The 12680-nt window shown below is 73.3% G+C and carries 12 protein-coding genes; 4 read left to right on the top strand and 8 right to left on the bottom strand.

Features of this window, described 5'->3' with window-relative positions; all coding sequences use genetic code 11:
• The first annotated feature begins 76 nt into the window (after positions 1–76).
• Both KDY119_RS00400 and KDY119_RS00395 read left to right on the top strand, forming a co-directional pair.
• Positions 77–544, top strand: a complete 468-nt coding sequence (locus tag KDY119_RS00400; protein WP_036955176.1) for a hypothetical protein — start codon at positions 77–79, stop codon at positions 542–544.
• A gap of 37 nt (positions 545–581) precedes the next feature.
• Positions 582–1760, top strand: coding sequence for an FAD-dependent monooxygenase (locus KDY119_RS00395; RefSeq protein WP_036955177.1), 1179 nt, complete (start codon positions 582–584; stop codon positions 1758–1760).
• 6 nt (positions 1761–1766) lie between these two features.
• Here KDY119_RS00395 and KDY119_RS00390 read toward each other — a convergent pair whose 3' ends face one another.
• From KDY119_RS00390 to KDY119_RS00380, 3 genes are all read right to left on the bottom strand, one after another.
• On the bottom strand, positions 1767–2834 hold the full coding sequence (locus KDY119_RS00390; protein ID WP_036955179.1) for an NAD-dependent epimerase/dehydratase family protein: 1068 nt from the start codon (positions 2832–2834) through the stop codon (positions 1767–1769).
• Positions 2831–4063 (bottom strand): zinc-dependent alcohol dehydrogenase, encoded by a 1233-nt coding sequence (locus KDY119_RS00385; RefSeq protein ID WP_036955180.1) that lies wholly within the window; start codon positions 4061–4063, stop codon positions 2831–2833. The genes KDY119_RS00390 and KDY119_RS00385 overlap by 4 nt, the downstream gene beginning before the upstream one ends.
• 138 nt (positions 4064–4201) lie before the next feature.
• Entirely contained in the window at positions 4202–5269 is a 1068-nt protein-coding gene (locus KDY119_RS00380) for an AI-2E family transporter (RefSeq protein WP_036955183.1), read from the bottom strand.
• Between the two features lie 147 nt (positions 5270–5416).
• Here KDY119_RS00380 and KDY119_RS00375 point away from each other — a divergent pair, with 147 nt between their 5' ends.
• On the top strand, positions 5417–6040 hold the full coding sequence (locus KDY119_RS00375; RefSeq protein ID WP_148284335.1) for a hypothetical protein: 624 nt from the start codon (positions 5417–5419) through the stop codon (positions 6038–6040).
• On the opposite strand, the gene KDY119_RS00370 is transcribed toward KDY119_RS00375, so the two are convergent.
• The 4 genes from KDY119_RS00370 to KDY119_RS00355 form a co-directional block, all read right to left on the bottom strand.
• The gene (locus KDY119_RS00370; RefSeq protein WP_036955188.1) at positions 6015–6326 is read right to left on the bottom strand and encodes an ArsR/SmtB family transcription factor; all 312 of its coding nucleotides are present in this window, start codon (positions 6324–6326) and stop codon (positions 6015–6017) included. The two genes, KDY119_RS00375 and KDY119_RS00370, sit on opposite strands and share 26 nt — an antisense overlap.
• Positions 6327–6343: 17 nt before the next feature.
• The gene (locus KDY119_RS00365; protein WP_051136984.1) at positions 6344–6826 is read right to left on the bottom strand and encodes an SRPBCC family protein; all 483 of its coding nucleotides are present in this window, start codon (positions 6824–6826) and stop codon (positions 6344–6346) included.
• Between the two features lie 82 nt (positions 6827–6908).
• Positions 6909–7319, bottom strand: coding sequence for a nitroreductase/quinone reductase family protein (locus KDY119_RS00360; RefSeq protein WP_036955191.1), 411 nt, complete (start codon positions 7317–7319; stop codon positions 6909–6911).
• 47 nt (positions 7320–7366) lie between these two features.
• The gene (locus tag KDY119_RS00355) at positions 7367–8224 is read right to left on the bottom strand and encodes an SDR family NAD(P)-dependent oxidoreductase (RefSeq protein ID WP_036955193.1); all 858 of its coding nucleotides are present in this window, start codon (positions 8222–8224) and stop codon (positions 7367–7369) included.
• Between the two features lie 59 nt (positions 8225–8283).
• Between KDY119_RS00355 and KDY119_RS00350 the strand changes: the two genes are divergently transcribed.
• The gene (locus tag KDY119_RS00350) at positions 8284–8964 is read left to right on the top strand and encodes a TetR family transcriptional regulator (RefSeq protein WP_036955194.1); all 681 of its coding nucleotides are present in this window, start codon (positions 8284–8286) and stop codon (positions 8962–8964) included.
• Positions 8965–8999: 35 nt separating this feature from the next.
• Here the strand turns inward: KDY119_RS00350 and KDY119_RS00345 are convergent, their stop codons facing one another.
• Positions 9000–12347 carry a GH92 family glycosyl hydrolase gene (locus KDY119_RS00345; protein ID WP_153021786.1) on the bottom strand — a complete coding sequence of 1116 codons (3348 nt, stop codon included), beginning with the start codon at positions 12345–12347 and terminating at the stop codon, positions 9000–9002.
• Positions 12348–12680 lie beyond the last annotated feature (333 nt).

Genomic DNA, 12680 nt, shown 5'->3' with positions numbered 1-12680 from the left:
TTCTTAGTGACAGTGACTCTCTCAAGAGCTAGCCTGAACCCCACCGACAGACAGTCACTCAGAAAGGAGCCACGCCATGACCCTCGCCACCGGCGCGGCACCCCGCACCACCACCTCCCGCCAGGCGCGCCTCACCGCCACCCTGTGGCTCGGGTTCGCCCTGACGGTCGTCGCGACCGTCGTCCCGTTCGTCGACGCCGCCACCACACGCGAGCTCGCCGACCACGTCCGCGCCGGGTACCCCGCGTACACCGCGCGGGAGGTCGATGCCGCCGTCGCGGCGTACCTCGCGATCCTCGCGACCGTCGGGGTGCTCGGGATCGTCGGCTGGCTCGTCACGATCCGCGGGGCGCACCGCGGCCGGCGCTGGACCGCGGCCGTCGCCACCGGGCTCCTCGTCGTGGGTGCGGGGCTCGCGCTCACTGGCCTCACCGTCACCGACACGTCGGGGGACGTCGGCCTCGCGCCCGCCGTCGCCTGGTTCCAGGTGCTGCCCTGCCTCCCCGGCGTGGCCGCCGTCGTGATGCTGTGGCGCCGCCGCTGACCGGGACGCACGGCCCGACCCGGAGCAGAATCGGCGGATGACCCACGACAGGAAGGCCGTCGTGGTCGGCGGCGGGATCGGCGGACTGACCGCCGCGGTCGCGCTGCGCCGCCGGGGCTGGGACGCGACGGTCCTCGAACGGGCGGCGTCCCTTGAACCCGTCGGCGCGGGCCTCGCCCTCGCCCCCAACGCGGTGCGCGCGCTCGACAGCATCGGCCCCGGCGACCCGGTCCGTGACCTCGCGGCCCTCCAGGGGCCGGTCGGGCTGCGCCGCCCCGACGGGCGCTGGCTCGTCCGCGGCGACGCGTCGATGGTCGGCCCCGAGCCGACCGTGCTCCTCCACCGGCCCCAGCTCGTCGACCTGCTCCGCGGCGCGCTCGACGACGGCGCCGTCCGGCTGGGCACGACCGTCACCGGGGTCGACCCGGGCGGCCCGGCGGAGCGCGCGACCGTGCGGGTGCGCGCACGCGACGATGAGGAGGCCGAGCTCTCCGCGGACGTGGTCGTGGCCGCCGACGGCATCGACTCCCCCGTCCGCACCGCCCTGTTCCCCGGGCACCCCGGGCCCGTCTACGCGGGCGTCACCGCGTGGCGGTTCGTCACCCCGGAACCCGTGGCGGTCGAGCCCGCCGAGACGTGGGGGCGTGGGTCCGTCGTCGGGCTGACGCCCCTCGCCGACGGCCGCGTCTACTGCTACCTCACCGCGACGCTCCCCGAGGGCACGCGCTTCACCGACGAGATCGGCGAGCTGCAACGACGGTTCGGGCACTGGCACCCGCCGCTGCGCGCACTCCTCGACGGCCTCGACCCCGCGGCCCTGCTGCACCACGACCTGCGCTGGCTGAAGGAACCCCTACCGCGCTACGACGTCGGGCGCGTCGCGCTCCTCGGGGACGCCGCGCACGCCATGCCCCCCAACCTCGGCCAGGGTGGGGCGCAGGCGATCGAGGACGCCGTCGTCCTCGCGGCGCGCCTGCGGGGCACCCCGTCAGGCGGAGACCTGGTCAGCCCCGCGCTCGCCGCGTACACCGCGGCGCGCAAGGGCCGGACGCAGCGCGTCGCGCGGATGTCCGCGCAGGTCGGGGCCGCGACGACGTGGCGCTCGCCCCTCCTCGTGAGCGCGCGGGACCTGGGGATGCGCGCCGTCGGGCGGTGGGTGCTGCCGCGGGCGGCGCGGCGGCTCGACTGGATCCTCGACTGGCACCCGCCGGCCTGACGACGGTCAGTCCCGCCGCGCCCCGGCCATCGGCCGGCTGCGGAGCCCCCGCCGGTGCGCGATGCCGTCGAGGAGCTCGCGCAAGGTGTCGACCGCGTCGTAGCGCGGGGCCCAGCCGAGACGCTCGCGGATTCTCGTGGTGTCCATGAGCGGCGCGCCCATGGCCATGTCGAGCCAGCCGGGGTCGGTCGGGACGGCGTGGACACCCCACGCGAGCGCGAGCACCCGGCGCACCAGGGCGGGTGGGAGCGCGACGGACCGGCCGTGGTCGAGCACCCCGGCGACGTCGGACGCGCGCAGGACGGGCTCCGACGCCACGTTGAAGGCTCCGCGAGCGGCGTCCCGGCGGGTGACGGCCGCGACGTACGCCCGCCCGACGTCGTCGGCGTGCGTCGCCTGGAACCGCAGGCCGGCGGGCAGCGGGACGACGGGCAGGCGACCCGGCGTGGCCACGGCGCGCGGGACCAGCGGCCCCAGGAAGTACCGGGCGACCTCCTCCCCCGCGTCCCCCTGGAAGATCAGCGAGGGCCTGAGGCGGGTCACGACGAGCGGCCCCGCGACGCCCTGCTCACGCTCGATCTCGTCCAGCACGGCCTCCTGGGCGGCCTTGTCCACGCTGTAGTGGGAGGTGCGGACGCCGCCGGTGGGCCACGACTCGTCGCGCGGCACGTCGTCGTCGACGGGTGAGTACGCACCCACCGACGAAGCCACGACGAGGTGCCCCACCCCGGCCTGGACACACGCCTGCGCGACCCGCCGCGTGCCGTCCACGTTGGTCCGGCGCAGCAGCGCGCGCTCCCGGTTCGGCTGGATCAGCCACGCCAGGTGCACGACGGCGTCCGCCCCGGTGAGCAGCTCGGTGAGCCCGGCGACCAGCCGCCGCTCCTCCTCGGGTCCGCGCGTCTCGGCGCCGACGTCGAAGGTCTCCCACCGGGCGCCGTCATAGGGAGCGGCGCCCCGGTCGGGGAGCCGACGGGCCACCCCGAGCACCGACGCGACGACCGGCTCCTCGGCGAGCGCCCGCAGCACCGCGGAGCCCGCGTTGCCGGTTCCCCCCACCACGACGACCCTCATGCCGCCCCCTGCGTGGCGGAGCGCGTACCGGTGGCCGGCAGCGTGGGGTCGAGGACGACCTTGATGCAACCGTCCTCCTTGCGCTGGAACATCGCGTACGCGCCCGGCGCGTCCTCGAGCGGCAGCCGGTGCGTGCGCAGGTCGAGGACGCCGAGCGGGTCGTCGGGGTCGGAGACGAGCGGAAGGGTGTCGTCGATCCACCGGCGGACGTTGGCCTGCCCCATGCGCACCGTGAGCTGCTTGTCGAACATCTCCATGAGGGGAAGCGGGTCGACGGCACCTCCGTAGACCCCCGACAGCGAGACCGTCCCGCCTCGCCGCACGGCGGTGATCGCGGAACGCAGGGCGGCGAGGCGGTCGATCCCCGCCCTCTCGATGAGCGGGCGGCCGACGACGCCGGGCAGCACCGAGGCGCCCTTCTGCAGCGTCTCGGACACGGGCGACCCGTGCGCCTCCATGCCGACGGCGTCGATCACCGCGTCGGGTCCCCGACCGTCCGTGAGCTCCCTGACCGCGGCGGGCAGGTCGTCGACCTCGCGGAGGTCCAGGGTGTCGATCCCGTGCCGGCGGGCCATCTCGAGCCGCTCGCCCACACGGTCGACGCCGATCACCCGGGCCGCGCCACGGTGACGCGCGATCCTCGCGCTGAGCTGGCCGATGGGACCCAGACCGAGCACGACGACCGACCCGCCGGGCGGGACGTCCGCGTACTCGACGGCCTGCCACGCCGTCGGGACCACGTCGGAGAGGTAGAGGTAGCGCTCGTCGGGCTCGCCGTCGTCGGGCACCCGGATCGGCCCGTACTGGGCCTGCGGGACGCGCAGGTACTCGGCCTGGCCGCCGGGCACCTGTCCGTAGAGGCTGGTGTACCCGAAGAGCTCGGCGCCCTTGGACCGCGAACGGACCTGGGTCGTCTCGCACTGGGTCTGGAGCCCTCGCCGACACATCCAGCACGTGCCGCACGCGATGTTGAAGGGCACGACGACGCGGTCGCCGGGCTTGATGTGCTGGACCTCCGAGCCGACCTCCTCGACGATGCCCATCGGCTCGTGCCCCAGGACGTCACCCGGCTCGAGGTAGGCGCCGAGCACGCCGTAGAGGTGCAGGTCCGACCCGCAGACGGCGGTCGAGGTGATGCGGACGATCGCGTCCGTCGGCTCGAGGATCCTCGGGTCGGGGACGTCCTCGACCCGGACGTCCTGCCGGCCCTGCCAGGTCAGTGCACGCATGCTTGCTCCTTCGTCGCGGCTCACCCCAGCGTGCGCACACGCGCTGTGCCACGCACGTGCGCACGCTCACGACGGCGCGACGGGGCCCCGGAACGGCGGAGCAGCCGGAGTCGGGTTACCGTGCGCGGGCACCGACCGTCACATCTCGGGGCCGCGCTCGAGGTCACGCGCCGCAGGATCGCCCGACAGCCACCGCAGCCAGCCGGCACCCGGATCGGGCTCGAGCACGAGCGTCCGGAAGAGCAGCGTGAGCGGGATCGCGAGGATCGCGCCCAGCGGACCGATCACGAACGTCCAGAAGACCACCGACGCGAAGCTGAGCGTGAGGCTCAGGCTCACCGTGTCGGCGACGAACTTCGGCTGGACGAGGACCTGCAGGACCACGTTGACCACGCAGTAGACCGCCACGACCGCGAGCGCCAGCGGCCACCCGCCGACGACGACCGCCAGCACCGCCGGCGGCACCAGCCCGAGGACGAATCCGATGTTCGGGATGAAGTTCGTGACGAACGCGAGGATCGCCCACACCGCCGGGGCGGGGACGCCGAGCAGCCACAGCGCGAGGCCGTCGACGGCGGCGACGATCGCGCCGAACGTCGCGTTGACGACGAAGTAGCGCCGCACGCCGTCGTTGAACGCGGTGGCGCGGTCGATCACGACGCCGCGCGTCGCCCCGAACAGCCCGCGGGCGTTGCTGTACCGGGCGGCGTCGACGGCCATGAAGATCACGTAGGCGAGGACGAAGAAGAACGCGCCCGCGACCGAGGCCGCGGTGCCGCTGATCTTCGTGCCCAGCGAGACGAGGGTCGACGGGTCGAGCCACTGGGTCGCGTCGTCCGCGGCCGAGGACGTCACCCCGAGGTCGGTGAGCCGGTCGGCGAGGTCGTCGACGGTCCTCCGCAGGTCGTCGAGGTACTCGGCGACGAGGTGACCGAACTGGATTCCCGCGAACACGAGCATCGCGAGCAGGACCGCGAGGATGAGGTAGGCCGCGACGATCACCGCGGTGTTCGCGACCCAGGACGGCCAGCCCCGGGCCACGAGCGGCGCCCGCAGCGGCAGCACGATGATGACGATGACGGCACCCAGGGCGATCGGGCCGAAGACGCCGCGCGCGGCGTGCAGCCCGGCGAGGGCGACGACGGCTGCCGCGATCGTCAGGAGGATGCGCGTCGACGGGGCGAGGCCACGGGGGGTGTGCTCCATCGGTCGCGCGCTCCTGACGTCGGGTCTGTCGAGCCGCCATCCTGCCGCCGGACGGCGGCTCGCGCACAGCCGACCCGCCGGGGATCGGTGCCGGATCGTGACCTGGGCACGGTGGGTGTCGCCTGTGCGCGGCGGCACGATGGATCCGTGGCTTCCCCACGACGCGGCACCGCCGTCCGCACGATGCTCGCACTGCTCGCACTGGCGCTCGGCGCTGCGGTGCTCGCCGGGTGCTCGCACGTTCCCGCCGCGCTGGACCCGCGGGTGACGCACGTCCCGGACGCGTCCGTCCAGGACGCGGCCACGTGTCCCACGCCCGACGACGGCTCCGGGACCCCCAGCGCCGACGCGGCCTTGCCCCGGGCGGGCCGGGTGCCGGACGGCTTCGTCGCGGTCGCCGTGGTGGAGTGCCCGGTGAACGTGACGGTGAGCGACGCGGACGGGCTGTGGTCCGCCGTCGAGCGGGTCCGATACACGGGCGATCTCACGGCGCTGCTCGCCGCGCTCGCCGAGCCGGACGACCGGCCGCCTGCCAACCTGGCCTGCGCGGCGATCGCTGAGCTGGTGCCGCCGCTCTGGCTCGTGGCCGCCGATGGGCACGCCGTGCTCGTCCACTGGCCCGTCGACGCCTGCGGCATGACCAAGGGCGGAGTGCGCGCCGCGCTGAAGAACCTCACGGTCGCGTCCCGGACGACGACGAAGGTCGCGCTGATCACCCCGGCTGAACCGGGCGTCGTCGGGGGGGCTACCCCTTCTCGATCAGCTGCCTGAGTGCGTCCAGGCGCCGGTCCCACGCAGCGCCGACGGCTTCGAGGGCGCGCGCGGTCTCGGTGAGCCGCGCGCCGAGCGCCCGGTACCGCACCTCGCGCCCGACGCGGACCGGCTCCACGAGCCCGGCGTCCGCGAGGACGGTCAGGTGCTTGGCGATCGCCTGCCGGGTGACGGGGAGCCGTTCCGCGAGCGCCGACGCCGACAGATCGGCCTCGCCGAGGTGCTGGAGGATCGTCCAGCGGGTGTCGTCGCCGAGAGCGTTGAACACGGGGACGACACCCGCCACGGCTGCGGATCCTCCGCTCACGACGTCGGGCTCCCCGCGGCGACGCCCGCCTCGGCGAAGGCCACGAGCTTGTCGAGCTCGCTCGTCCACCCCTCGCGGTTGCCGCGCATGGCGCCGGACGGGTCGGCGAGGCGTTCGAAGCCGGTCTCGACGACGGTGAGGACGGTGGCGTCGCCGTCGGCGGCGAGCGTGAACCGGACCTGGGTGGAGTTGTCGGGCGCGAGGGGCTCACCGGGTGTCCCCCACGTGTACGCGAACACGTGGGGCTCCTCGCTCTCGTCGACACGGACGGGGATGTCGCCGTAGCCGTCGAACGTAAAGGTTCCCTCGGTCCCGGCGTGCGCGTCCGGGAGGCTCGCGCGCTGCGGGAACCATCGGGCGATGAGGTCCTCCTCGGTGAGGGCGGCCCACACGCGCTCCCGGGGAGCCGCGATGCGGATGGTGCGGGTGACCTGGAAGGCCGCGTCGTCGATGACGGCGGGCTCGTTGGTCGTGGTCATGGCACTTCCTCTCGGTCGCGTGTGCAGCAACCCGATCGTTGCACCGGCTCCCACGAAATGCAACCCATCGGTTGCACTCGGGTCAGCTCTCGACCCGGCTCAGGCGCAGCACCGGGATGGTGCGCGTCGTCTTCGCCTCGTACGACCGGAAGCCCTCCGACCGCTCCTTGAACCGCTCCCACGCCTCGTCCCGCTCGACCCCCTCGAGCCGGACGGCGTGCACGGCGACCGTGCCGTCGTCGGGGGTCTCGATCTCCACGTCGGGATGTGCGAGCAGGTTGTGGAACCAGGCGGGGTTGTCGGGCGCCCCGCCCTTCGAGGCCGCGACGAACCACGCGTCGTCGGACTCGCGGATCGCCGCGACCGGGCTCACGCGTTCGGTCCCGGACTTCGCGCCGCGGTGGTGCAGGAGCACGAGGCCCCGGCCAAAGTTGGTCACGGTCCCGCCGGTGGCGCGGAACTCGTCGATGATGCCCTGGTTCCAGTCGGTCATCCGCCCAGTCTGCACCCCGCCCCCCGAGGGCGGAGCGCCGTCCGCCCTCAGCCGAGGACGTCGTCCGGGAGCTCGACCGGGTACGGCTGGCCGACGTCGGCCGAGACGCTCACGGCGGCCCACCGCCGGTCCGAGGCGAGCAGCCGCTCGTCCTGCGCCACGGACATCGCGGACGCGACCGCGCCGAGCGGCAGGTGCTCGGGGACGTCGTCGCGCTTCGCGACGCGGACGAGGATCGCCGCCGCCCGCTCGGGGTCGCCCGGGAACGTCGCGGGGTCACGGACGGCAGCCCCGACCGTCCCCGCGTACGCCTCCGGCACCTCGTGGACGGTCATCGAGGCGCCGGCCCAGTCCGTGCGGAACCCGCTCGGCTCGACGACGAGCACCTTGACCCCGAACGGCGCGGTCTCGGCGCGCAGCACGCGGCTGAACCCGTCGATCGCGAACTTGGCGGCCTGGTACGACGCGATGCCCGGCGAGCCGCCGACGCGCCCGCCTACGGAGGAGAACTGGATGACGAGCCCGCCACCCTGCGCGCGCAGGAGCGGGATCGCCGCCTTGGACACGTGGTAGACGCCCCAGAAGTTGGTCTCGAACTGCTCGCGGACGTCGGCGTCGTCCGCGGTCTCGATGGGCGCGACGTTCGCGTAGCCGGCGTTGTTGACGACGACGTCGACGCGCCCGAAGACCTCGCGCGCCTCCGCGAGCGCCGCGCCGACGGCGTCGGGGTCGGTGACGTCGAGGGCGATCGGGCGGACCCGGTCGCCGTACTCGGCGACGAGGTCGGCGAGGGCCTCGGGCCGGCGCGCGGTCGCGGCGACCGTGTCGCCGGCGTCGAGCGCCGCGCGGGCGAGGGCGCGGCCCAAGCCGCGGGAGGAACCGGTGATGAACCATGTCTGCTGCATGACAGTTAGTACAACACCGTTCTCTTAATAGTGCAACGGCGTTGCGCTACACTCGCCGAGTGACCTCGACCAGCTTCCAGCGCGCCCGCAGCGCCGAGGCCAAGCTCGCCCGCGAGACTGCGATCCTCGACGCAGCCCGGCGACTCGCTGCGCAGCGCGGCATCCGCGAGATCACGCTCACCGACGTCGCCGACGCCGTCGGGATGCACAAGTCCGCGCTGCTGCGGTACTTCGAGACGCGCGAGGAGATCTTCCTGCGGCTCACCGCCGACGGCTGGCGCGAGTGGGGGCCCGCGCTCCGAGCCGAGCTCGCGCGCGACACCGACCCCACGCCGGCCTCCGTGGCCGCCGCCTACGCGCGCACGCTCACGGCGCGCGGGACGTTCTGCGACCTGCTGGCCCAGGCTCCGCTCAATCTCGAGCGCAACGTGTCGGTCGAGGCGGTGCGCGCGTTCAAGCTCGTGACGCACGCGGAGCTCGACGAGATCGTGGCGGCCACGCGCGCCGCCCTCCCCGCGCTCCCGGAGGCGTCGGCGGTCGACGTCGTCGCGACCGCTGTCGCGCTCGCCGGCGCGTTCTGGCAGATCGCGACCCCCGGCGAGGAGGTGCTCGCGCTGTACCGCAGCGACCCGCGCCTCGGGCACGCGCTCGTCGACGTCGAGCCCCGGCTCGCCGCCATCCTGGCCCGGCTCCTGCGGGGTTCGGTCCCCGGGCACGACGACGGCCCGACCGGGGGCTGAGCCTCACCCCGGCCGGGCCGTCCGTCAGGTGGCCGTCAGGCCGTCGCGACGGCGAACACGTGCAGGTCGCCGCCGTCGACCTCGTCCGGCAGCGTCACGCTCTTGAGCTGCTTGCCGGCCTCGAGGGCGATGGGCGCGGTCGCGAAGATGTCCGTCTTCACAGGGTCCTTGCCCTGACCGGACTGGTCGCGGTACGCGGTCTGCAGCGCGACGACGTTCCCGAACTGCGGGGAACCGCCGCCCCCACCGAGGGTCCAGTCGCTGAACCCGATGGTCGCCGTCTGCGTGGACCCGTCCGTGTACGTCAGGGTGACGTCGCCGGACGCCTGGCCCTCGCTCGCGCTGCCGAGGAACGCGAGCTCGGTCGCGCCCTTCGACGTCGCGCTCAGGTCGAGCACCTGGTCCCCTCCGCCGGCCACGACGTTGTCGGGCGACCCCGGCGCCACGTCGGGCCACGTGAAGTCGAACCCGTTCGCCGAGACCGTGCCGCCCGGCTTCGCGCCGGCCGCCGCGAGCGCCGCCGCCGAGTAGCTCCAGCCCTCGCCGTCGAAGTTCGCCTTCGGGTCGTCGTCCGAGGCCGAGATGCCGCGGTTGTTGACGTACCAGCTCAGCGTGCCCTTGGTCCCGACCGTCACCGTGAGCGGCGCGGCCGTGATCCGCTGCCCGGCGGTCGTCGTGACGGTCACCGGGACCGTGTACACGCCGTCGGCGGCCTTCTTCGTCGCCTTGACCGTCACTGGGACGGTGACCTGGCCGGACTTCGGCACGGTCACCGCACTCGACGCCGGCGTCACCTTGAGGCCGTCCGGCGCGTCGACGCTCCAGCGCACCCGCACCTGCTTGCCCGTCATGGTCGACATCGTGAGCGACGTCTTCGCCGTGGAGCCCGGCTCGACCTTGACGTCACCCGTGGACCGGACGAACGCCGGGATCTCTCCGTCGCGGTACGACGGCGGCGCGTCCTTCGCGGCCTTGCCCCACGACTTCTGAGCCTTGGCGACGAGCGTGTAGTCGAGCGTGCCGCCCTTCGTCACGAACGACGCGGGCACCCACGGTCGGTTCGACTTCGCCCCCGTGACCTGCAGGTCCTTGATGTAGACGTTCTTCGAGGACGCGGCGGGCGCGTTCACGGTGATGGTCCGGCCGTTGCCCGTGTGCACGACGGCGCGCGGGAACAGCGGCGACGTCAGGACCAGGTCGGCGCGGGTCGGGTTCTGCGGGTACATGCCCAGCGCGGACCAGACGTACCAGGAAGACATGGTCCCGGCGTCGTCGTTGCCGGGGATGCCGCCGGAGTCGGCCGTCCAGAGCTGGTCGAGCTCCGCCCGGACGGTCTCCTGCGTCTTGTACGGCGCGCCGACGTAGTCGTACAGGTACGGCGCGTTGATGTCGGGCTCGTTGGTCGGGTCGTACTTGGCGTCGTCCTTCGCGGAGAAGTCGAACGTGCCGTCGTCGGCGCGGAAGAACGAGTCGAGCCGGTCGACCATGGCCTGCTTGCCGCCGAGCGCGGACGCGAGGCCCGCGACGTCGGAGTAGGTCATCCACGTGTAGCGCGCGCTCGAGCCCTCGACGAAGCCCGCGCCCGTCGACGGGCTGAAGCTCGCTCCCGACCAGGTGCCGTCGGCCGCGCGGTTGCGCATGTAGCCGCCGTCGGACGTGGCGTCGGGGTCGAAGACGTTCGTCCACGCAGCCGAGCGGTCACGGAACTCGGACGCGAGCGCGTTCTTGCCGAGCCCGGACGCCAGCTCGGAGATGCCGGCGTCGGCCGCGGAGTCCTCGAGGGTCTCGGCCGCGCCGCCCCAGCAGTGGCAGTCGTCCGCGGGGACGTACCCGATCTTGAGGTACTGGTCGAGGGCGGGCCGCTGGCCGACGCACTCGACGTTGCAGCCCGCGCTGCTCTTGTCGTTGGCCGTCGGGACGGTCGCGGCGGTGACGAGCGAGGCGAGCGAGCCCTTGACGTCGAAGCCCTTCGCCCCGAACGCGACCATGCCCGCGAGCGCCGCGGCGGACGGGTCGCCCGACATGACGCTGGTCTTCATGTTCTCGAGGAGCCAGCGGTCCCACTCGCCCCCGCGCTGGTCGGCGTAGTTCTTGAGGGACTGCGCGTAGTCGCTCGCGACATCGGGGTTCAGCAGGGCGAGGAGCTGCACCTGGCCGCGGTACTGGTCCCAGCCGGAGAACGTGCCGTACTGCTCGTCCTGGTACTTCCGGGTGACGGTGTGGACCTTGCGGTCACCGCCGAGGTAGCGCCCGTCGACGTCGCTCGTGAGCGTGGGCTCGAGCATCGAGTGGTAGAGGGCCGTGTAGAAGGTGGTGCGCTGGTCCTGGGTTCCGCCGCCGATCTGGACGGCGCTCAGGGCCTTGTCCCACGCCTTGACGGCCTGCGCGCGGGTCTTGTCGAAGGTCTGCTTCTTCGGGTTCTCGGCCTTGAGGTTGAGCTCGGCGTTGGCGGCGCTCACGTAGGAGATCGCGACCTTGACCTGCACCTGCCGGGTCCCCGCGGGGAACGTCACGTACGCGCCGGAGCCCTTGCCGGCGACCGGGTTGCCGCTGGAGGAGTAGCCCGTCCCGCCCGACGCCGACGTCGAGCCGGGCGTCAGGGTGTCGTCCTTCCACGTGCCCTCGGCCTTGAACTTCGTGTCGAAGTGGGCCGTGAAGTAGAGCGTGTAGCCGTCGTGGCGGTTGTTGGCGCTCTGCGGCCCGCAGAAGTTCCCCGCCGAGATCGAGCCGGTGACCGTCCGGGTCTTCGGGTCGACCTTCACCGTCGCGTCGGCGCTGCCCGACTCCGCGTTCGACGTGCGGAAGAGCATGCTCGCGGACTTGCCCGCGGGGAAGCCGAACAAGCCGGTCCCGGTGCGCTGCGTCGTCGTGAGCGAGGCGCTCGCCCCGCTGTCGAGGCGGACCGAGTAGGACCCGGCCTCCGCCTTCTCGTTCGCGTGCGAGAACGTGCTCGCGTACGTGGCGTCCTTGGTGTCGGCGCTGGGCGAGGTCGTGACGTCGCCGACGTACGGCATGATCGGGATGTCGCCGTTGGCGCCCGAGCAGCCCACGCCGTTGAGGTGCGTGAGGCTGAACCCGCGGATGCGGGTCGCGTCGTAGCGGTACCCGCCCGGCGCGGGGTTGGACGCCTGGTTGCCGGTCGACGTCTGCGGGCTCCAGGCCAGCATGCCGAACGGCACGACAGCGCCCGGGTAGGTGTTGCCGGCGTTCGACGTCCCGATGATCGGGTCGACGTACGTGGCCGGGTTCTTGACGAGCGCGGGCAGCTTCTGCGCCGCTGTCGCCGGTCCTGCGGTGAAGGCTCCCGTGAGCAGCGCGGCCGCTGCTCCGGAGGCCGCCAGGACGCGCCATACGCGACGTCCCGGCTGGGGGTGGTGCACCATCGTCGGTCTCCTGCCCTTGTTGCCGGTGGGGGGTGTGACTGGGGCTCGGACCACGCTGCTGACATCGCTGGCTGACAGCGTTGTCTAAGCCTCTAGAGGTCTATCCTGTGCGCTCGCTCGGAGTCAAGGACAAGGTGCGTGTCGGAGACCGCCAGGCAGCCGGGCAACTTTTCGCGCCACGCAACACACTCACTCCCGCAACGCGCAGCAGCGCCGCCGATCCGGGACGTTTGCCCGCCTTGGCGCGAGACTCCGAGGCTCCAGCGCCGCCCTGTGTGTTGCGCAGCGCAGAAACGACGACGGCCCCGCCGCGGGAGAGTCCGCGGCGGGGCC

The organism is Luteimicrobium xylanilyticum, from assembly GCF_009429125.1.
GTDB classification, from domain to species: Bacteria; Actinomycetota; Actinomycetes; order Actinomycetales; family Cellulomonadaceae; genus Luteimicrobium; species Luteimicrobium xylanilyticum.
The sequence above is the reverse complement of the archived record's forward strand: the minus strand, read 5'-3'. Positions and strand labels throughout refer to the sequence as shown.